We start from the raw sequence: 22,086 nt of genomic DNA, 5'->3' as shown, positions 1-22,086 counted from the left end.
CTCAAAACACTGTTTTGAGCAATCTGCGGCTAGTTTCCTAGTTTGCTTTTTGATTTTCATTGAGTATTAGAAAGAGGTTTACATGGTTTCATATGACTTTTCAAGAGTGTTCCAATTTTTACCCACCTTATGGCAGGCTCTTCCGATGACCTTGTCCATTCTCTTTTTTACTACAATCCTTGGTTCCCTTTTCGGTGGCTTACTGGCTTGGGCTCAAGTGGGAGAAGACAAGACTTTTGCAGGTCTTTCTAAGGGCTATATTTTCACTCTTCGCTGTACTCCCCCCATTGTCTTACTGTTTTTAGTTTTTTATGGTTTACCTGAATTTTTAAAATGGTGGCTGAATTTAGATATCAACAACTGGTCTAAGACGGTCTTCGTCTTATTCACCATGGTCTTGCTATTTGCGGCTATCATTGCAGAAGTATTTAAGGCGTCCTATCAGGCAATTCCCAAAGGTCAGATGGAAGCTGGAGTCAGTATTGGTCTGACCCCTAGTCAGACATTTTGGAGAATCATTTTTCCTCAGGCTTTTCAAGTGGCTCTTCCAAATATGACGACCGCTATTCTAAATTTGATGCGGGACGCTGCCCTAGCCTATACGATTGGTTTTGTGGATGTCATGGGAGCTGGGAATCTCTTAATCAGTCGCAATTTGGGGAATTACTCTCTTGAAACCTATACAGCGGTTGCCATTCTTTATTGGGGTGTAGCCTTGGCTGTTTCCTTCTTGAGTCGCTTGTTAGAAAAATCTTTGGAAACGAAAGGGAGATAGGATATGGATTTAGACTATATTGCGAAAACTTTTTTAGAGACCTTAAAAGGGGTGCCAACCACCTTAATCATTATGATTGTAGCCATGGTCTTAAGTTTTGGACCAGCCTTGTTTTTAGCTCTGGGACAAATATATAAAGTCAAAGGTGTTCGAACTTTCTCTCTCGTGTATCTAGCTTTTATAAGAGCAACACCTCCGATTTTGCTGATTCTTTTCTTTTATAGTTTGTTTCCGAGTTTGCTCAATCAATTTCTCAAAAGCATAGGGAGTGATGTTGATATCTTTAAACTCAATCCGATCTATTATGCTTTTATTATCTATAGTTTGATGACAACAGGTAGTTTATCAGAAATCTTACGTTCGGCTATTTTGACTGTGGATAAGGGACAATTAGAAGCTGCACAAGCGATTGGTTTAACCACTAGTCAGGCTTATGTGAGGATTGTTTTTCCACAGGCCTTGCAATCAGCCTTGCCCAATCTGGCTAATCTAGTCATAAATATTGTAAAAGGAACCTCTTTGGTCTTTGTGATGACCATTAAGGATATTACAGCCATTGCCCGTGTTGAAGCGTCTTATGGTTATCAGTATTTTGAATCCTATTTTGTGATCTTTTTACAGTACATTCTTATTTGCGGATTGATTCAATGGGGCTTTTCAATCTTAGAGAAACGCTATATTCAAAGAAGAAAGGGACAAGTAGTGCCCAGTACAGGTTTAGCATAGGAGGAGACAATGTTACAAGTAGAACATGTTGCAAAAAAATTTGGAGACAGACAAGTCCTGGGAGATGTTAATCTCAAGGTCAACCAAGGGGATGTGGTTGTAATATTGGGGCCATCTGGATCAGGTAAAACGACTTTTCTCAGATGTCTCAATCATTTAGAAAAAGCCGATAGTGGCTCTTTGAAGCTTGCTGATAAAGAATACGACCTTGGAAAATTGACTAAAAAAGATATTTTAGAAATTCGCAAGAAGACTGCTTTCGTTTTTCAACATTATAATTTATTTGCTAATAAAACGGCCTTGGAAAATATTTTGGAGGGCTTGATTATTGCTCGGAAAATTCCTAAGGAAGAAGCAACAAAACGTGCGGAAGCTGCCTTAGAAAAAGTTGGTTTACTAGCTTATAAAGCTTACTATCCCTCTCAGCTTTCTGGAGGCCAGCAACAACGAATCGGTATTGCGCGTGCCATTGCTGTGAAACCAGAGGTCATTTTATTAGATGAGCCAACATCGGCCTTGGATCCAGAGTTGGTAGGGGATGTTTTAGATGTTTTAAAACAGTTAGCTAAAGAAGGAGTTACTATGGTAGTAGTGACTCATGAGATGGGTTTTGCTAGAGATGTAGCCAATCATGTTATTTTTATGGACGGTGGGAAAATTGTTGAAGAAAATAATGCCCATGATTTCTTTAGTCGTCCAAAAGAAGAACGAACCAAGCAATTTTTGGCACGAATACTCTCGGATGCGACCTATAGTGTAGAATATATGATTTGATAGATAGGCTTATCAGGGCAAAAATCAATCCCCCGAGCGTTAAGGCTTGGGGGATAGTTCTATAGGAGGGCTAGTTTAGTTCTCTTTTTTATTTTTTAGTAAGAAACCGAGACCAAGGAGCGCAAGGAGGCTGATTCCTGCAAATAGGAGTTTGTTTTCGTTTTTGATTCCTGTATTTGGAAGTTCAGCTTGTTTATCTGGGGTTGCAGGTATATTTTCCTTGCTAGAGCTTTCTACCGATTCGTTTCGAACCGCTTCTTTTACAGATGATGCTTGTGCTTCTTGTGCTGGTTGTGAAGCTTGTGAACCAGTTGTAGCTTGGCTAGGTTTATTTTCTGAATCAGCTACTGTTGCAGATGGTTTAGTAGAATCAGGTTTAGCTTGTGGAGCTGGATCTTGATGTGCAGGGAGAGAAGCTTCATTTTGATGTTCAGGCTTGGAAGGGCTTGAGTCTGGTTTCTCTTCTGCAGTTGACTCATGGCTAGTTCCATTTTGAGAGACTCGAAGAACAGTAGCTGTAAGGGCATTCAATTTCAAGCCTTTTTCAGTCCATTCAAGTCCTTTCGGGTTGGCAATTCCGACTGGTCCTGCTTGGTTCTCATCTGCCAAAACTTCAGCATTTCTTAGATGGGCAAAGGCAGTTCCCAAATTAAATTCGCGAGCTTTTTCGTCCGCATTGACAAAGACTGCGTAGATATCACCGTTTGGAGCAGTGATTTGGTAGCCAATCACTACATCCTCTTTTTCTACACCATTTTGACCTGGGACAGTGATGAGGTGGACACGGTCTTTAATATCTTGGAGACTCTTAAGTCGGAAGGCATCTGTAGATTGACGAAGGGCAATCAAACCTTTCATGTAGTCACGGCTCTTGACATTTTCAGGATATGCTTTTCCATCTGTAGCCTTAGTCCAGTCAAACTTGTTGACTGCATCGCTAGAATCGTAAGAGTCATGGATGAAGTAAGGATAGTCAAACGGATTGCCATCCTTATCACGCAACAAGTGAGATTTGTTTGGTTGTTTGTCCTCTGCTACTGGAGTCTTGTAGGCTGGGTCACGGAATTGTTTAGTACGTCCATATTCCTGACCGGAGTGGATAAATGGAGTTCCTTGAGCTGTCAAGACCATGAGATTTCCAAGTCGTAAACGACGGTGGATTTCAGCATAGTTCTCAGCCTTGCTTGGGTCTTTTTTGATAGACTGGGCAATGATGTCAAAGAGGGTCAAGTTATCATGGGCTGCGATGTATTGGATGACATCTCCAGGACTGTCTGCTTCAAAGTTGGTTGGTTGAGCAATGAGATTTTTGAAGACAGTGTTGACATCACGCTTGCCACCTGTGATAAAGGCAGGTTGACCTTCGTTTGGATAACCAGATTTGAGGTTGTTACGGATGTCATCTGAAAAGACAGCGACAGTATCGGTATGTTTCATCCAATCTTGGTCAGCAGCTTTAGTAGGCATATTTTCATCACCAGCATAGGTTCTCCAACCTTCACCAAGCATGATTAGGTTTGGATTGAGGGCGCGTGCAGCCTTGTAAGCTTCTTCGATAGAAGCGGCGTCATGGTCTCCCATCATATCGAAACGGAAGCCATCCACTTTGTAGGTATCAACTAGATATTTGATAGAGTCAACTAGGATCCGTTTGCTCATATGGTGGGTTGTCCCCAAGCGTCCACCACCAAAGCTAGTTCGAGGTGTCCCATCAGCATCCATAAAGTGGTAGTAGTTTGGTTCTAAATCTTCAAAGAGATCGACTTTGGCTGTATGGTTATAAACTACGTCTAGGATAGCTCCCATGCCACGTTTGTGGATTTCGTTGATGAGGTTTTTAAATTCTGCGATTCGTTTTTCTGGATTCTTAGGATCGCTTGAGTACATACCAGTCAATGAGAAGTAGTTTTGAGGGTCATATCCCCAGTTGTAGTTGCTGTTGCTTGAAGCGTAGTCAGACAAGCGTTCATGGTTTTTCAATTCATTGACAAAGTAGTAAGACAAGACTGGAAGGAGCTGGATGTGGGTCACACCTAAGTCTTTGAGGTAGTCTAGTTTTTCAATAAAGGCTTCAAAGGTACCAAATGGTTTGGTCAAGTCTTTTGCAATGGCAGGATCTGAAGTGAAATCACGCACATGAGCTTCGTAGATAACGGCGTCTTCACGAGTCTTGAAATTGTGAATCTTACCATAAGTTAAGTCTTGCGGTCCGAGTTTAGCTGGATCTACAAAGGCGGCTTTAGCCACTTTATGGGCATCGTCAATCTTGGCATCGTCGCTATTCCAAGCAGCAAGAGATTTAGCGTAAGGATCGAGTGCAAGAACAGTTTTCCCCTGACGCTCGATTTGGTATTGATAGTAGTATCCAGTGAAATCGGTGATTCCGAGTTTGTTTGTGCTGTCTAGAGTTTGTTTCCAAGTTCCTCTTTCCCCTTTTTCAAGAGCGACAGTTCCAACTACTTTGTCAGGGTCATTCTTGTCGTAGACAACGACAGAAACCTTATCAGCACTTGGTGACCAGAGGGTCAAATCAACTTGTTTTCCTTCTTCTTTAAGATCAGCTCCAAGTTTACCATCATAGCTGTAAGCCTCATCTTTCAGGCGCCAGCTTGTTTTGGTAGTGAATTGGCCGGAATTGTAGCTAACAGTATATGGGTGTTTTGTGTCAGAGAAATCTCCGCTGTAGGTCACTTTTTTACCAGCTTCATCTATTGCAACATCGGTGATAGCTACTTTATTTCCTAGGTGATTAGTGATGTTGGAGTGTTTGAGGATATCCTCTTTTTTAGCACCGACAAGTGTTGAAAAACTACTTTCAATGCTAGAAGTTCCTACGTGTTGGGCACCTGTCATACGGATATCATGGACATAGTATGGATTTGTGTAAATTGATTCGTCATCGTCTTTTAGGAAAATTTGGCTATGATTTTTCAAATCTGTAAACTTATAATCTTCTTTACGGATTTTCACGTCGTCTCCTTCTTTGCTCTCATCTAGTAATAAAAATCCAAATTCTCTTGCGGCTTCATTAAGAGGAATGTCGATATAGCGGCCATATTTGCCTGTAGCCGTAAAGTCTGTTTCGTCAGGCCATTGAGCGCTACTTGGATTTTTCACATCTCCCCAGTACCAGAGAGATTTCTTGTCATAGTTGCCATCTGTGCGGTAGTAGTTGACGCGAACAGTTCCTGCAGGCTGTGGCTCGTAAGAGAAAACCTTGTAATCTTGGTCTAACCAAGCCTCGTTCATTTTTGGAACTAGTTTTTCTATAGATTTATCGCCGGTTAGATTTTTTCCAGCTGTATTGTTGATGAGGAAGCTAATTTTCTTGGCTTCTTCTCCCTTTAATTTGACATCTAGGTAATAGCCGTAGTCATCTTTTTTGGCATCCTTGAAGGACAAGGCTCCGTTTGGCCAATTTTCAGATGGTTTTTCAACATCGTCCCAAGTCCATAGTCCTTGAGCATCCTTGTTTTTTTCAGGAAGTTTTTTGACATGGATACGGAAGTAGTTATCTTCGATGGGCTCTTCTGCCTTAGTTTCAGTCGTTACTGGACTAGTGGAAGTAGTTGTCTCACTTGAACGATCTTGTCCAGTTTGTGGTGCTGGATCGGCTGGGCTTGCAACAGGAGTGGTCGCCTCTGTTGCAGGTTTTTCTTCTTTCTCTAGGGAAGCGCTTGCATTATTAGGTGAAGAAAAATCGCTTTCTTTCTTACCAGTGCTAGTTGCTGTATCAGTAAGAGGCTGGGCAAGGGCAGTAGTAGTTTCACTATTATTTGCGTTAGTGGTCGGTGTACTTTCGTCTGCTGAGATAGTTGGTGTAGCCATGGCAAGCAAGACAAGGCTTGCGCCGATAAGGACAGAACCAGTTCCATTTTTGAGGGAACGGATGCTGTAGACCATTTTTTTCTCAGTTTGAGCTGGTGTTTTTCTCATGATGATTCTCCAATCAATAAATTTCTATACCAGTATAGCATGTAGTAAAACAATATGCAAGCGTTTTCTTTGGTTTGTCAAAGAAATTCTTACTTTTGAGAAGTTTTCCGTATTATTTTATATATCAGTATAAATAATGGAAATAATACTCAATGAAAATCAAAGAGCAAACTAGGAAACTAGCCGCAGGCTGTACTTGAGTACGGCAAGGCGACGTTGACGTGGTTTGAATTAGTATAAAAATGTCACATAAGCAAAGCCGTATTATTAGGAAGATGATGTGTTCCCAGCTATTTTTATTCAGAAATTGCTCTCTAATATTTCTTTTAAAAAGCTCATCTAGTGAAACTATAAATAGGAAAAGAAAAAAGTTAGTGTTTTTCAAGTGTTATCTAGTTTCCAAACTATAGTATTTACTGGAAATCGAAAGAAAATATCAGAAAAATTCAGCAAACGTTTTCTTCTTATTTTCTTGACTTTTTTGCTGGTTTGTGCTTGACTTTTACTTGAAATTTGATAGACTATAAACAAATAGGAAAGCGTATTCATTTAAAAACGGAGGAATAAGGAATGAATCAAGAAAAACGTTTGCATCGCTTTGTCAAAAAGTGTGGACTCGGTGTGTGTAGTGCTGTTGTTGCGGCATTTTTATTGAACGCTCAGGGAGTAGCTTTGGCTACAGAGCAAGGGAATCGTCCAGTTGAGACAGAAAACATCTCTCGTGGAAAACAAGCTAGTCAAAGTTCTACTGCTTATGGAGGAGCTGCTACACGAGCAGTGGATGGTAATGTTGATAGTGACTATGGGCACCATTCTGTAACGCATACAAACTTTGAAGACAATGCTTGGTGGCAAGTCGATCTTGGAAAAACAGAGAATGTTGGAAAAGTTAAACTTTACAATCGTGGAGATGGGAATGTAGCTAATCGTCTTTCTAATTTTGATGTTGTTTTGTTAAATGAAGCAAAACAAGAAGTTGCTCGTCAACACTTTGATAGTTTGAATGGGAAGGCAGAACTTGAAGTTTTCTTCACCGCCAAAGGCGCTCGTTATGTAAAAGTGGAGTTGAAAACTAAAAATACCCCATTGAGCTTGGCAGAAGTGGAAGTATTCCGTTCAGCAACAACTCAAGTTGGACAGGACAGAACCGCACCAGTAGTAAATCAAACATCAGCATTGAAAGACTACCTTTTTGGTTTAACTTATAATCCTTTGGATATTTTAACTCGCAAGGGAGAAACCTTAGAAAATCGCTACAACACAAGTGCTAAGGAACAAAATGGAGAGTTTGTCGTTGTAGAAAAAATCAAGAAAACCCTCTCTACAGGCACAGCAGATGTTTCCATCAATGGAAATCAAAATGTCTTCCTAGGTGGCTTGTATAAAGCCAACCAAAATCTGCTAGAAAATCAGCCAGAATTGATTAGTCTTGCCCGTGCAAAGGGGACAGTCAGCGTCGATTTACCTGGTATGATTCAGTCTGACAGCCGAATTGAAGCAGATCCTACAACTAGTGGTATGCAGTCTGCGATGAATACCTTGGTTGAAAGATGGACAAAGAATTACTCATCTAGCCATTCCGTTCCTGCCCGTGTTCAGTATGAATCAACTACAGCCTATAGCATGAACCAATTGAAAGCAAAATTTGGTGCAGACTTTGAAAAAGCAGGCGCACCGCTCAAGATTGACTTTGAGGCTGTGCAAAAGGGTGAAAAGCAAATTGAAGTTGTAAACTTTAAACAAATTTACTATACAGCGACATTTGATGCACCGACCAATCCAGCAGCTGTATTTGACAAGAGTGTGACACCTGAAGATTTAAAACAAAGAGGCGTTGATTCACAAACTCCACCTGTATATGTATCAAACGTTTCTTACGGACGTCAAATCTATGTTAAGTTTGAGTCAACAAGTAAGTCTACTGAATTAAAAGCAGCTATTAATGCGGTTATCAAAGGTGCAACAATTGCTCCAAATTCTGAATGGAGCCGTCTATTGAAGAATACTTCTGTAACAGCAGTAATTGTAGGAGGTAATGCTAGCGGTGCTGCCAAAGTTGTCACAGGAACAGTCGAAAACTTGAAGGAACTCATCAGAGAAGGAGCTAACTTTAGCGCTCAAAGTCCAGCTGTGCCAATCTCATATAAGACTGCCTTCCTAAAAGATAATGCCCAAGCAACTTTACAAAATAGTACAGACTATATCGAAACGAAGGTTACTTCTTACAAAAATGGTTTCTTGAAACTTCATCATAAGGGTGCTTATGTTGCGCGTTACTACATTTATTGGGATGAAATTACATATGATGAACAAGGAAATCCAGAAATCCGTTCACGTCAATGGGAAGATAACGGAAAAAACAGAACTTCAGGCTTCCAAACAGAGATTCAATTTAGAGGAAATGTCCGTAATCTTCGTATCAAGGTTCAAGAAAAGACAGGTCTTGTATGGGAACCATGGCGTACAGTTTACAACCGCACAGACTTACCACTAGTACAACAGCGTACAATTACACATTGGGGAACAACTCTAAACCCTAAAGTTGATGAAAAAATTGTGAATGAGTAACGATTTGATTTACTTGATTCGATAGTAAACAGTGAAGAGGAGGAACTTCGATTCCTCCTCTTTTATGATTGACTTTTGAGAGAATGAAAAGGGTAACTTCTATAGCAGCTTGAAACTAGAATAGTACGTTGCTGCTATTAAAACATTTCTAGAAATTAAGTTGACTTTCCCAATAGATTTGTTCATGTCTTATTTCAATTCAATATAAAACTAACTTCCAGTTTTCCACAACCTAGCTTTTAGTATGAGAAAAACGCGTTGTTACAGACATAAGGAGATTTTTGAGAAGTGGGCAATCCGTGCAATCAGATTTGACGGATGTTGGATGCATGATGCGATTGCGCTTAATTTCCTTTGAAATCGTTGACGGACCTTTTCCCATCTTCTCAACGATGGAACGGAAAGTCTCACACTTAATTCCACCATAAAAATCCGTTTTAGACTAATTTCCACTTCGGCTAATCAAGTGGAAGTTAGTTTGAGAAGTTAGCCAGTGAAAAGATTAGCAATAAAAAAGAAAAACATCTTGACAAGCAAGGGAAAATTTTGTTACAATAATAGACGGTACTTTTTACTTTTGGTCTCTCAAAAGTGTACAGGGACGTGCTGACAAATGTTGCAAAAGTACACACAGATGATAGCTGTCACCAAGTGTATCATCACCAAAAATAAAAAAACACAGGAGTATGTAGATGCCTACAATTAACCAATTGGTTCGCAAACCGCGTAAATCAAAAGTAGAAAAATCTAAATCACCAGCTTTGAACGTTGGTTACAACAGTCATAAAAAAGTTCAAACAAACGTTTCTTCACCACAAAAACGTGGTGTTGCAACTCGTGTTGGAACAATGACACCTAAAAAACCTAACTCAGCCCTTCGTAAATTCGCTCGTGTACGTTTGAGCAACCTTATCGAAGTTACTGCCTACATCCCAGGTATCGGACACAACTTGCAAGAGCACAGTGTGGTGCTTCTTCGTGGTGGACGTGTAAAAGACCTTCCAGGGGTACGTTACCATATCGTCCGTGGTGCACTTGATACTGCAGGTGTTAACGATCGTAAACAAGGCCGTTCTAAATACGGTACTAAACGTCCAAAAGCATAAGGAAAGGGGATAAAGAGAAATGAGTCGTAAAAATAGAGCTCCAAAACGTGACGTATTGCCAGATCCGCTTTACAATTCACAACTAGTTACTCGTCTTATCAACCGCGTTATGCTTGATGGTAAACGTGGTACAGCTGCTTCAATCGTTTACGGTGCCTTTGAGCAAATCAAAGAAGTTACTGGAAACGATGCACTTGAAGTATTTGAAACAGCTATGGAAAACATCATGCCTGTACTTGAAGTACGTGCACGTCGTGTTGGTGGTTCTAACTACCAAGTCCCAGTTGAAGTTCGTCCAGAACGTCGTACAACACTTGGACTTCGTTGGTTGGTAACAATCGCTCGTCTTCGTGGTGAACACACAATGCAAGACCGTCTTGCAAAAGAAATCTTGGATGCTGCTAACAACACTGGTGCAGCTGTTAAGAAACGTGAAGACACTCACCGTATGGCTGAAGCTAACCGTGCATTCGCACACTTCCGTTGGTAAGATTAAGATACTAAGGGCGTTAAAAAAGCGACTGAAAATTAGGAAGCTTGACGAAGAATCGAAGATTCTAGGAGAGCTTATCTATTTTCCGAGCTTTTAGCCCGGGTTCAAATTAGCTAAATCGATTAGTATTAGCTATAACTCAACTTACCATCTCGTAAGTCGAAACCAACAATAGCATGAAAACATTGAGAACGGGTAGGTCCTGCCTATCCGTTTTTATTAAAATCGTGTTATAATAGAATAGAAATCAAAAATAAATAGGAGAAACAAACCTCATGGCACGCGAATTTTCACTTGAAAAAACTCGTAATATCGGTATCATGGCTCACGTCGATGCCGGTAAAACAACAACTACTGAGCGTATTCTTTACTACACTGGTAAAATCCACAAAATCGGTGAAACTCACGAAGGTGCGTCACAAATGGACTGGATGGAGCAAGAGCAAGAACGTGGTATCACTATCACATCTGCTGCGACAACAGCTCAATGGAACAACCACCGCGTAAACATCATCGACACACCAGGACACGTGGACTTCACAATCGAAGTACAACGTTCTCTTCGTGTATTGGATGGTGCGGTTACCGTTCTTGACTCACAATCAGGTGTTGAGCCTCAAACTGAAACAGTTTGGCGTCAAGCAACTGAGTATGGAGTTCCACGTATCGTATTTGCCAACAAAATGGACAAAATCGGTGCTGACTTCCTTTACTCTGTAAGCACACTTCACGATCGTCTTCAAGCAAACGCACACCCAATCCAATTGCCAATCGGTTCTGAAGATGACTTCCGTGGTATCATCGACTTGATCAAGATGAAAGCTGAAATCTATACTAACGACCTTGGTACGGATATCCTTGAAGAAGACATCCCAGCTGAATACCTTGACCAAGCTCAAGAATACCGTGAAAAATTGATTGAAGCAGTTGCTGAAACTGACGAAGAATTGATGATGAAATACCTCGAAGGTGAAGAAATCACTAACGAAGAATTGAAAGCTGGTATCCGTAAAGCGACTATCAACGTTGAATTCTTCCCAGTATTGTGTGGTTCAGCCTTCAAAAACAAAGGTGTTCAATTGATGCTTGATGCGGTTATTGACTACCTTCCAAGCCCACTTGACATCCCAGCGATCAAAGGTATTAACCCAGATACAGACGCTGAAGAAACTCGTCCAGCCTCTGACGAAGAGCCATTTGCAGCTCTTGCCTTCAAGATCATGACTGACCCATTCGTAGGTCGTTTGACATTCTTCCGTGTTTACTCAGGTGTGCTTCAATCAGGTTCTTACGTATTGAACACTTCTAAAGGTAAACGTGAACGTATCGGACGTATCCTTCAAATGCACGCTAACAGCCGTCAAGAAATCGACACTGTTTACTCAGGTGATATTGCTGCTGCCGTTGGTTTGAAAGATACTACAACTGGTGACTCATTGACAGATGAAAAAGCTAAAATCATCCTTGAGTCAATCAACGTTCCAGAACCAGTTATCCAATTGATGGTTGAGCCAAAATCTAAAGCTGACCAAGACAAGATGGGTATCGCCCTTCAAAAATTGGCTGAAGAAGATCCAACATTCCGCGTTGAAACAAACGTTGAAACTGGTGAAACAGTTATCTCTGGTATGGGTGAGCTTCACCTTGACGTCCTTGTTGACCGTATGCGTCGTGAGTTCAAAGTTGAAGCGAACGTAGGTGCTCCTCAAGTATCTTACCGTGAAACATTCCGCGCTTCTACTCAAGCACGTGGATTCTTCAAACGTCAGTCTGGTGGTAAAGGTCAATTTGGTGATGTATGGATTGAATTTACTCCAAACGAAGAAGGTAAAGGATTCGAATTCGAAAACGCAATCGTCGGTGGTGTGGTTCCTCGTGAATTTATCCCAGCGGTTGAAAAAGGTTTGGTAGAATCTATGGCTAACGGTGTTCTTGCAGGTTACCCAATGGTTGACGTTAAAGCTAAGCTTTACGATGGTTCATACCACGATGTCGACTCATCTGAAACTGCCTTCAAGATCGCGGCTTCACTTGCCCTTAAAGAAGCTGCTAAATCAGCACAACCAGCTATCCTTGAACCAATGATGCTTGTAACTATCACTGTTCCAGAAGAAAACCTTGGTGATGTTATGGGTCACGTAACTGCTCGTCGTGGACGTGTAGATGGTATGGAAGCACATGGTAACAGCCAAATCGTTCGTGCTTACGTTCCACTTGCTGAAATGTTCGGTTACGCAACAGTTCTTCGTTCTGCATCTCAAGGACGTGGTACATTCATGATGGTATTTGACCACTACGAAGATGTACCTAAGTCAGTACAAGAAGAAATCATTAAGAAAAACAAAGGTGAAGACTAATCTGTCCTCACTTTAGAAGGAAGTCACTTAGTGGCTTCCTTTTGTCTTTAGAAAATACCTCTAAATATGGTAAAATAGTAGGAGAATAATGTGAGGAAAATGAATGTCAAACAGTTTTGAAATTTTGATGAATCAATTGGGGATGCCTGCTGAAATGAGACAGGCTCCTGCTTTATTACAGGCTGATATTGAGCGAGTTGTGGTTCATAAAATTAGTAAGGTATGGGAGTTTCATTTCGTATTTTCTAATATTTTACCGATTGAAATCTTTTTAGAATTAAAGAAAGGTTTAAGCGAAGAATTTTCTAAGACAGGCAATAAAGCTGTTTTTGAGATCAAGGCTCTGTCTCAAGAATTTTCAAATCAGCTCTTGCAGGCCTATTATAGAGAAGCTTTTTCTGAAGGGCCATGTGCTAGTCAAGGTTTTAAATCTCTTTATCAGAATTTGCAAGTTCGTGCTGAGGGCAATCAACTCTTTATTGAGGGTTCAGAGGCGATTGATAAGGAACATTTTAAGAAGAATCATCTTCCTAATTTAGCCAAACAACTTGAACAATTTGGCTTTCCAACTTTTAATTGTCAAGTAGAGAAAAATGATGTGCTGACCCAAGAGCAGGAAGAGGCCTTTCATGCTGAAAATGAGCAGATTGTTCAAGCGGCCAATGAGGAAGCGCTCCGTGCTATGGAACAACTGGAACAGATGGCACCTCCTCCAGCGGAAGAGAAACCAGCCTTTGATTTTCAAGCAAAAAAAGCTGCAGCTAAACCGAAGTTAGACAAGGCGGAGATTACTCCTATGATTGAAGTGACGACGGAGGAAAATCGTCTGGTCTTTGAAGGGGTTGTGTTTGATGTAGAGCAAAAAGTGACCAGAACAGGGCGTGTTTTGATCAACTTTAAAATGACGGACTACACTTCAAGTTTTTCTATGCAAAAGTGGGTTAAAAACGAGGAAGAGGCCCAGAAGTTTGACCTCATCAAGAAGAATTCTTGGCTCCGAGTTCGAGGGAATGTGGAGATGAATAACTTCACACGCGATTTGACTATGAACGTACAGGATGTGCAGGAAGTTGTTCACTATGAGCGGAAGGATTTGATGCCAGAAGGTGAGCGTCGGGTTGAGTTTCATGCTCATACTAACATGTCGACTATGGATGCTTTGCCAGAGGTCGAAGAGATTGTTGCAACAGCTGCTAAGTGGGGACACAAGGCGGTTGCTATCACAGACCATGGGAATGTCCAGTCCTTTCCACATGGCTATAAGGCGGCTAAGAAAGCGGGAATCCAGCTGATCTATGGGATGGAAGCCAATATCGTGGAGGACCGTGTCCCTATCGTCTATAACGAAGTGGAGATGGACTTATCAGAAGCAACCTACGTGGTCTTTGACGTGGAAACGACGGGACTTTCAGCTATCTATAATGACTTGATTCAGGTTGCGGCCTCTAAGATGTACAAGGGGAATGTTATTGCTGAATTTGATGAATTTATCAATCCTGGGCATCCCTTGTCAGCTTTTACTACAGAGTTAACTGGAATTACAGATGATCATGTCAAAAATGCCAAACCACTAGAACAAGTTTTGCAAGAATTCCAAGAATTTTGCAAGGATACGGTCCTAGTTGCCCACAATGCTACCTTTGACGTTGGCTTTATGAATGCTAATTATGAGCGTCATGATCTTCCAAAGATTAGTCAGCCAGTTATTGATACGCTGGAGTTTGCTAGAAACCTCTATCCTGAGTATAAACGCCATGGTTTGGGGCCTTTGACCAAGCGTTTTGGTGTGGCCTTGGAACATCACCACATGGCCAACTACGATGCGGAAGCGACTGGTCGTCTGCTTTTCATCTTTATCAAAGAGGTAGCAGAAAAACATGGTGTGACCGATTTAGCTAGACTCAACATTGATCTAATCAGTCCAGATTCTTACAAAAAAGCTCGGATCAAGCATGCGACCATCTATGTCAAGAATCAGGTAGGTCTAAAAAATATCTTTAAGCTGGTTTCCTTGTCTAATACCAAGTATTTTGAAGGAGTGCCACGGATTCCGAGAACGGTTCTAGATGCCCATCGAGAGGGCTTGATTTTAGGTTCAGCCTGTTCAGAGGGTGAAGTTTTTGACGTGGTCGTTTCTCAAGGTGTGGATGCGGCGGTTGAGGTGGCCAAGTATTATGACTTTATAGAGGTCATGCCACCGGCTATCTATGCGCCCTTGATTGCCAAAGAACAGGTCAAGGATATGGAGGAACTCCAGACCATTATCAAGAGTTTGATAGAGGTTGGAGATCGCCTTGGCAAGCCTGTTCTGGCTACGGGAAATGTTCACTATATCGAACCAGAAGAAGAGATTTACCGTGAAATTATCGTCCGTAGTTTGGGACAGGGTGCGATGATTAACCGAACTATCGGTCATGGTGAACATGCCCAACCAGCTCCTCTGCCAAAAGCCCATTTTAGAACGACCAATGAGATGTTGGATGAATTTGCATTCTTGGGAGAGGAACTGGCTCGTAAACTGGTAATTGAAAATCCCAATGCCTTGGCAGAAATCTTTGAACCTGTTGAGGTCGTTAAGGGTGACTTGTACACGCCTTTCATTGACAAGGCTGAAGAAACGGTCGCTGAATTGACCTACAAGAAAGCTTTTGAGATTTATGGAAATCCACTGCCAGATATTGTCGATTTGCGGATTGAAAAAGAACTAACTTCCATTCTGGGAAATGGATTTGCCGTGATTTATCTAGCCTCGCAGATGCTGGTGCAACGTTCCAATGAACGGGGTTACTTGGTTGGTTCTCGTGGATCTGTCGGTTCCAGTTTCGTTGCGACTATGATTGGGATTACGGAGGTCAATCCTCTCTCTCCTCACTATGTCTGTGGTCAGTGTCAGTATAGCGAGTTTATCACAGACGGTTCTTATGGTTCAGGATTTGATATGCCCAATAAGGACTGTCCAAACTGTGGTCACAAACTCAGTAAAAATGGGCAAGATATTCCTTTCGAGACCTTCCTTGGTTTTGATGGAGACAAGGTTCCCGATATTGACTTGAACTTCTCGGGAGAAGACCAGCCTAGCGCCCACTTGGATGTGCGTGATATCTTTGGTGAAGAATATGCCTTCCGTGCAGGAACGGTTGGTACGGTAGCTGCTAAAACTGCTTATGGCTTTGTAAAGGGCTATGAGCGAGATTACGGGAAGTTTTATCGTGATGCAGAGGTGGAGCGTCTCGCCCAAGGGGCGGCTGGTGTCAAGCGAACGACAGGACAACACCCAGGGGGAATCGTTGTTATTCCTAACTACATGGATGTCTACGACTTTACGCCTGTCCAGTATCCAGCGGATGACGTGACGGCTGAATGGCAGACCACTCACTTTAACTTCCACGATATTGATGAGAACGTCCTTAAACTTGATGTACTGGGACATGATGATCCTACCATGATTCGAAAACTCCAGGACTTGTCTGGGATTGATCCTAATGAAATACCTATGGATGATGAAGGCGTGATGGCCCTCTTTTCAGGGACAGATGTGCTAGGGGTAACACCTGAACAAATCGGAACACCAACTGGGATGTTGGGAATTCCAGAATTTGGAACCAACTTTGTTCGAGGGATGGTCGATGAAACCCATCCGACGACTTTTGCAGAATTGCTTCAATTGTCTGGACTGTCCCACGGTACCGACGTTTGGCTGGGCAATGCCCAAGATCTGATTAAGCAAGGAATAGCAGACCTATCGACTGTTATCGGTTGTCGGGACGACATCATGGTTTACCTCATGCATGCTGGCCTCGAGCCTAAGATGGCCTTTACTATCATGGAACGGGTACGTAAGGGCTTGTGGCTGAAGATTTCCGAAGAGGAGCGAAATGGCTATATCGAAGCTATGAAGGCTAATAAGGTGCCAGAGTGGTATATCGAGTCCTGTGGGAAAATCAAGTACATGTTCCCTAAGGCCCATGCGGCAGCCTACGTTATGATGGCCTTGCGTGTAGCCTACTTCAAGGTTCACCACCCGATTTATTACTACTGTGCTTATTTCTCCATCCGTGCCAAGGCTTTTGATATCAAGACCATGGGAGCGGGTTTGGATGCCATCAAACGCAGAATGGAAGAAATCTCTGAAAAACGGAAGAACAATGAAGCTTCTAATGTGGAAATTGACCTCTATACCACTCTTGAGATTGTCAATGAGATGTGGGAGCGTGGTTTCAAGTTTGGAAAACTCGATCTCTACCGTAGTCAGGCGACAGAGTTCCTTATCGATGGAGATACCCTCATCCCGCCATTTGTCGCTATGGATGGTCTGGGAGAGAACGTTGCTAAGCAGTTGGTGCGAGCGCGTGAAGAGGGAGAATTCCTCTCTAAAACAGAATTGCGCAAACGCGGTGGCCTCTCATCAACCTTGGTTGAAAAGATGGATGAAATGGGTATTCTTGGAAATATGCCAGAGGATAACCAGTTGAGTTTGTTTGATGAGTTGTTTTAAAAGTTTGAAATGTCTTGTGTAGGTTTGAGGTTGTATCATGATGGAAAAGAAAAAAAGAGCAACACCCTGGAAACCAGGGAAAGTTATTTCCATACGTTTGCGAAATGGCGTTTATGTATTAGCACAAATGGTGCGTGATCCCTATCTGGTATTTTTCAACCATTTTAATGAGGAAAATAACTGGAAGGGAGTGACCTTGAAAGATGAAGATATCCTCTTTTGTAAGGCTGTTACTCGCCAGTTTCTACGCTATAGTCCTGTAGCGATTGTCAAAGAAGTTACCCCCCTGTTAGATTATGAACTGCCTAAAGAATGGATTTATAGCCATATTGGAGGGCATCCTATTACTGTTTCGGTAAAGGGAAGGGAGCGCCAACTTGCTGGTTTTGGTAGACGTTGTTCTTTGGTTCTGGCGGATAAAGACAGTGGACTACCAGAAGATAATCCACTTATGGGACTCTTCCAATCTTATATCATACCAGATATCAAAGAACAGGATTGGGATCGGGTAGGTCAGGCTGAACTTATGTCTATTGAAGTATTTCCAACACTCAACGAACGTCTCTATCTTTGCTTTCTTTATGGGAAAAATATAATTCCAGAACAAGATATCTCTTTAGGAAAGCCTCTACCTGATGACTATGAAACCTATATAGATATCCTCACAAATAGTCCAGAGGCACGACGCCTCTACCTAGGAGAGCATGAAGAATAAGAAAGGACATTTCATGAAACTAAGAATTTTTGCGGAAGACAAGCCGGCTAAGAAGGTGTTTGAGTATCAATTGGAACTTGCTGATCAAACAATTCTTCTATCAACAGCACTCTTGTCAGGTGCTATTGCTTTAGCAGGATTATTCTCTGCTTTGAAAGAAAAATAAAAATAGAAAAGAGAAAATTACATGGTTTTACCAAATTTTAAAGAAAATCTAGAAAAATATGCGAAATTATTGGTTGCGAACGGAATCAACGTGCAACCTGGTCACACTTTGGCTCTCTCTATCGATGTGGAGCAACGTGAGTTGGCTCACTTAATTGTCAAAGAAGCTTACGCTTTGGGTGCGCATGAGGTTATCGTTCAGTGGACAGATGATGTCATTAACCGTGAGAAATTCCTCCATGCGCCGATGGAGCGTCTGGACAATGTGCCAGAATACAAGATTGCTGAGATGAACTATCTTTTGGAGAACAAGGCTAGCCGTCTTGGAGTTCGTTCTTCTGACCCAGGTGCCTTGAATGGAGTGGACGCTGACAAGCTCTCAGCTTCTGCCAAAGCTATGGGACTTGCTATGAAGCCAATGCGTATCGCAACGCAATCTAACAAGGTTAGCTGGACTGTAGCAGCCGCTGCTGGACTTGAGTGGGCTAAGAAAGTCTTTCCAAATGCTGCGAGCGACGAAGAAGCAGTCGATCTCCTTTGGGACCAAATCTTCAAAACTTGCCGAGTCTACGAAGCAGACCCTGTTAAGGCTTGGGAAGAGCATGCAGCTATCCTCAAGAGCAAGGCAGATATGCTTAATAAAGAACAATTTTCAGCCCTTCACTACACAGCGCCAGGGACTGATTTGACCCTTGGTTTGCCGAAGAACCACGTTTGGGAATCAGCTGGTGCTATCAATGCACAGGGCGAAGGATTCTTGCCAAATATGCCGACAGAGGAAGTCTTCACAGCGCCTGACTTCCGTCGTGCAGATGGTTATGTCACTTCTACAAAACCGCTTAGCTATAGCGGAAATATCATTGAAGGTATTAAGGTGACCTTTAAGGATGGACAAATCGTTGATATTACTGCTGAGAAGGGTGATCAGGTCATGAAAGATCTTGTCTTTGAAAATGCGGGTGCGCGTGCCTTAGGTGAATGTGCCTTGGTGCCAGATCCAAGCCCAATTTCTCAGTCAGGTATTACCTTCTTTAACACCCTTTTCGATGAAAATGCGTCAAATCACTTGGCTATTGGTGCAGCCTACGCAACTAGCGTTGTTGGTGGAGCGGAGATGAGCGAAGAGGAGCTTGAAGCTGCGGGGCTTAACCGTTCAGATGTTCACGTGGACTTTATGATTGGGTCTAGTCAAATGGATATCGATGGTATCCGTGAGGATGGGACACGTGTACCACTCTTCCGTAACGGAGATTGGGCAAATTAAGGAGATAATATGTTAGGAAGTATGTTCGTTGGTCTCCTAGTGGGATTTTTAGCAGGTACTCTGACCAATCGTGGAGAACGCATGGGATGTTTTGGAAAAATGTTTCTCGGTTGGATTGGTGCCTTTATAGGGCATTTGCTTTTTGGGACTTGGGGACCGATAATAGCAGGAACTGCCATCATTCCGGCAGTACTAGGTTCCATGATTGTCTTAGCGATTTTCTGGAGACGAGGAAGTTAATTTCTTAAATCTGATACTCAATGAAAATCAAAGAGCAAATTAGGAAACTAGCCGCGGGCTGCTCAAAGCACTGCTTTGAGGTTGNNATATATACGGCAAGGCGACCTTGACGCGGTTTGAAGAGATTTTTGAAGAGTATGAAACGAAAAGGAGGTTGGTCATTGTACCAGCCTCCTTTTGAGTATGATATAATAGTTCTATGAGATTAGATAAATTTTTAGTTGCCTGCGCTGTGGGAAGTCGGACTGAGGTCAAAAACTTGCTCAAGGCTGGGCGCGTGACGGTAAATGGTAAAAAAGAAAAATCAGCTAAATTGCAGATTGATGAAGAAAGAGATGAGATTCGCTTTGATGGGCAAGTGTTGGAGTATGAAGAGTTTGTCTACTATATGATGAACAAGCCCCAAGGAGTTATCTCAGCGACTGAGGATCCCAAGCACAGAACCGTTCTGGACTTGTTGGATGATATTGCTCGGAGCAAGGAAGTTTTCCCAGTAGGGCGCTTGGATATCGATACGCATGGACTCCTGCTCCTGACCAATGACGGTCAGCTTGCCCATGCTCTTCTTTCACCCAAGCGTCATGTGGATAAGACCTATCTGGCTCAGGTCAAGGGAATTATGACACAAGAAGATGTGGAGATATTTGCTGAGGGTATTCCTCTCAAAGACTTTACTTGTCAACCCGCTAGACTGGAGATTCTTTCCACAGATGCAGAAAAGAATCAGAGCCAAATCCGTGTGACTATTGCAGAAGGAAAGTTTCATCAGGTCAAGCGTATGGTGGGCTACTGTGGCAAGGAAGTGGTGGACTTGCAACGATTGACTATGGGAACTTTAGTATTAGATGAGAACCTGGAACGAGGGGAATGGCGTCGCTTGACCAAGGAAGAATTAGAAATTCTCCTTGCTAGTATTGCTTAATTTGATTTATATTTGAAAAAGGTGAGGAAGAATGTCCTTGCCTTTTATGTTTTTTAGTTGCTTCCTTTGTGAAAAGAGTTATAATAGACTGTAGAATAAAAGGAGGAATCTATGAACGCGATTCAAGAATCATTTACTGATAAACTATTTGCCAACTATGAAGCAAATGTAAAATACCAAGCGATTGAAAATGCTGCTAGCCACAACGGAATTTTTGCAGCTCTGGAACGTCGCCAAAGCCATGTAGACAACACACCTGTTTTCTCATTGGATTTAACCAAGGACAAGGTCACTAACCAGAAAGCGTCTGGTCGTTGCTGGATGTTTGCGGCTCTCAACACTTTTCGCCACAAACTCATCTCGCAATACAAATTGGAGAACTTTGAGTTGTCACAAGCCCACACTTTCTTCTGGGACAAGTATGAGAAATCAAACTGGTTCTTGGAGCAAGTCATTGCGACTGCAGACCAAGAATTGACGAGCCGTAAGGTTAGCTTCTTACTCCAAATACCACAACAAGATGGTGGTCAATGGGATATGGTCGTTTCCCTCTTTGAAAAATACGGTGTCGTGCCTAAGTCAGTTTATCCTGAGTCTGTTTCATCTAGTAGCAGCCGTGAGCTAAATGCAATCCTTAACAAATTGCTGCGCCAAGATGCTCAAATCTTGCGTGACTTACTAGCTTCTGGCGCAGACCAAGCGACTGTTCAAGCTAAGAAAGAAGACCTCTTGCAAGAGATCTTTAACTTCCTTGCCATGTCACTAGGACTACCACCACGTAAATTTGACTTTGCTTATCGTGATAAGGATAATAACTACCAAAGCGAAAAAGGTATTACTCCACAGGAATTTTACAAGAAATATGTCAATCTTCCTTTAGAAGACTACGTTTCTGTTATCAATGCTCCAACTGCTGATAAACCATACGGTAAATCTTACACAGTTGAGATGTTGGGAAATGTCGTTGGTAGCCGTGCGGTTCGTTACATCAACGTTCCAATGGAGCGCTTGAAAGAATTGGCGATTGCCCAAATGCAAGCAGGTGAGACTGTTTGGTTTGGTTCTGATGTTGGCCAGCTCAGCAACCGCAAAGCTGGAATCCTTGCGACAGATGTTTATGACTTTGAATCAAGCATGGACATTAAACTTACTCAAGACAAGGCTGGACGTTTGGACTATAGCGAAAGCTTGATGACCCACGCCATGGTCTTGACAGGTGTTGACTTGGACGAAAATGGTAAATCAACCAAGTGGAAGGTTGAAAACTCATGGGGAGACAAGGTCGGTACAGATGGTTACTTTGTTGCCTCAGACGCTTGGATGGACGAATACACTTACCAAATCGTTGTCCGTAAGGAATTGCTGACAGCAGAAGAACAAGCTGCCTATGAAGCAGAACCAATTGTGCTTGCACCATGGGATCCAATGGGTGCCTTGGCAGAATAATACTCAATGAAAATCAAAGAGCAAACTAGGAAGCTAGCCGCAGGCTGTACTTGAGTACGGTAAGGCGACGCTGACGTGGTTTGAATTTGATTTTCGAAGAGTAT

The 22,086-nt window shown here is 42.2% G+C and carries 15 protein-coding genes and 1 pseudogene; 14 read left to right on the top strand and 2 right to left on the bottom strand.

Annotated elements, in window-relative coordinates:
- Positions 1–82 precede the first annotated feature (82 nt).
- Genes HT699_RS04180 through HT699_RS04170 form a run of 3 tightly spaced genes read left to right on the top strand, consistent with a single transcriptional unit; the run spans position 83 to position 2,275 of the window.
- Positions 83–775, top strand: a complete 693-nt coding sequence (locus HT699_RS04180; protein WP_004256697.1) for an amino acid ABC transporter permease — start codon at positions 83–85, stop codon at positions 773–775.
- A gap of 3 nt (positions 776–778) precedes the next feature.
- On the top strand, positions 779–1,501 hold the full coding sequence (locus tag HT699_RS04175) for an amino acid ABC transporter permease (RefSeq protein ID WP_000362517.1): 723 nt from the start codon (positions 779–781) through the stop codon (positions 1,499–1,501).
- Positions 1,502–1,510: 9 nt separating this feature from the next.
- Positions 1,511–2,275: an amino acid ABC transporter ATP-binding protein gene (locus tag HT699_RS04170; RefSeq protein WP_000942261.1), complete on the top strand. Its 765-nt coding sequence runs from the start codon at positions 1,511–1,513 to the stop codon at positions 2,273–2,275.
- A gap of 75 nt (positions 2,276–2,350) precedes the next feature.
- Here HT699_RS04170 and spuA read toward each other — a convergent pair whose 3' ends face one another.
- Positions 2,351–6,211, bottom strand: coding sequence for an LPXTG-anchored pullulanase SpuA (gene spuA / locus HT699_RS04165; RefSeq protein ID WP_172934118.1), 3,861 nt, complete (start codon positions 6,209–6,211; stop codon positions 2,351–2,353).
- 570 nt (positions 6,212–6,781) lie between these two features.
- Here spuA and HT699_RS04160 point away from each other — a divergent pair.
- Positions 6,782–8,779 carry a thiol-activated cytolysin family protein gene (locus HT699_RS04160; protein ID WP_166735762.1) on the top strand — a complete coding sequence of 666 codons (1,998 nt, stop codon included), beginning with the start codon at positions 6,782–6,784 and terminating at the stop codon, positions 8,777–8,779.
- A gap of 257 nt (positions 8,780–9,036) precedes the next feature.
- On the opposite strand, the pseudogene HT699_RS04155 reads toward HT699_RS04160, so the two are convergent.
- A pseudogene (locus tag HT699_RS04155) lies at positions 9,037–9,197 on the bottom strand (helix-turn-helix domain-containing protein); the annotation flags it as partial.
- A gap of 274 nt (positions 9,198–9,471) precedes the next feature.
- On the opposite strand from HT699_RS04155, the gene rpsL reads away from it, so the two are divergent.
- From rpsL to pepC, 10 genes are all read left to right on the top strand, one after another.
- Positions 9,472–9,885 (top strand): 30S ribosomal protein S12, encoded by a 414-nt coding sequence (rpsL, locus tag HT699_RS04150; RefSeq protein ID WP_001142332.1) that lies wholly within the window; start codon positions 9,472–9,474, stop codon positions 9,883–9,885.
- A gap of 19 nt (positions 9,886–9,904) precedes the next feature.
- Positions 9,905–10,375, top strand: a complete 471-nt coding sequence (gene rpsG / locus HT699_RS04145) for a 30S ribosomal protein S7 (RefSeq protein WP_000087876.1) — start codon at positions 9,905–9,907, stop codon at positions 10,373–10,375.
- A 278-nt stretch (positions 10,376–10,653) separates the two neighbouring features.
- On the top strand, positions 10,654–12,735 hold the full coding sequence (fusA, locus tag HT699_RS04140) for an elongation factor G (protein WP_000090345.1): 2,082 nt from the start codon (positions 10,654–10,656) through the stop codon (positions 12,733–12,735).
- 103 nt (positions 12,736–12,838) lie between these two features.
- Positions 12,839–17,230: a PolC-type DNA polymerase III gene (locus tag HT699_RS04135; RefSeq protein ID WP_166735761.1), complete on the top strand. Its 4,392-nt coding sequence runs from the start codon at positions 12,839–12,841 to the stop codon at positions 17,228–17,230.
- A 37-nt stretch (positions 17,231–17,267) separates the two neighbouring features.
- Entirely contained in the window at positions 17,268–17,945 is a 678-nt protein-coding gene (locus HT699_RS04130; RefSeq protein WP_138706629.1) for a hypothetical protein, read from the top strand.
- Between the two features lie 13 nt (positions 17,946–17,958).
- Positions 17,959–18,111, top strand: a complete 153-nt coding sequence (locus HT699_RS04125) for a hypothetical protein (RefSeq protein WP_119946721.1) — start codon at positions 17,959–17,961, stop codon at positions 18,109–18,111.
- A 21-nt stretch (positions 18,112–18,132) separates the two neighbouring features.
- On the top strand, positions 18,133–19,374 hold the full coding sequence (locus HT699_RS04120) for an aminopeptidase (protein WP_138704427.1): 1,242 nt from the start codon (positions 18,133–18,135) through the stop codon (positions 19,372–19,374).
- 9 nt (positions 19,375–19,383) lie between these two features.
- Complete coding sequence (locus HT699_RS04115) at positions 19,384–19,614, top strand: GlsB/YeaQ/YmgE family stress response membrane protein (RefSeq protein WP_000901572.1); 231 nt, start codon at positions 19,384–19,386, stop codon at positions 19,612–19,614.
- A 199-nt stretch (positions 19,615–19,813) separates the two neighbouring features.
- A complete protein-coding gene (locus tag HT699_RS04110) occupies positions 19,814–20,536 on the top strand; it encodes a pseudouridine synthase (protein ID WP_138699698.1) in 723 nt (240 codons plus the stop codon).
- A gap of 111 nt (positions 20,537–20,647) precedes the next feature.
- Positions 20,648–21,982, top strand: coding sequence for an aminopeptidase C (gene pepC / locus HT699_RS04105; RefSeq protein WP_050971442.1), 1,335 nt, complete (start codon positions 20,648–20,650; stop codon positions 21,980–21,982).
- The last annotated feature ends 104 nt before the right edge of the window (positions 21,983–22,086 follow it).

Origin of the sequence: Streptococcus sp. 1055, assembly GCF_013276815.1 — a bacterium.
GTDB lineage: Bacteria > Bacillota > Bacilli > Lactobacillales > Streptococcaceae > Streptococcus > Streptococcus pseudopneumoniae.
The sequence above is the reverse complement of the archived record's forward strand: the minus strand, read 5'-3'. Positions and strand labels throughout refer to the sequence as shown.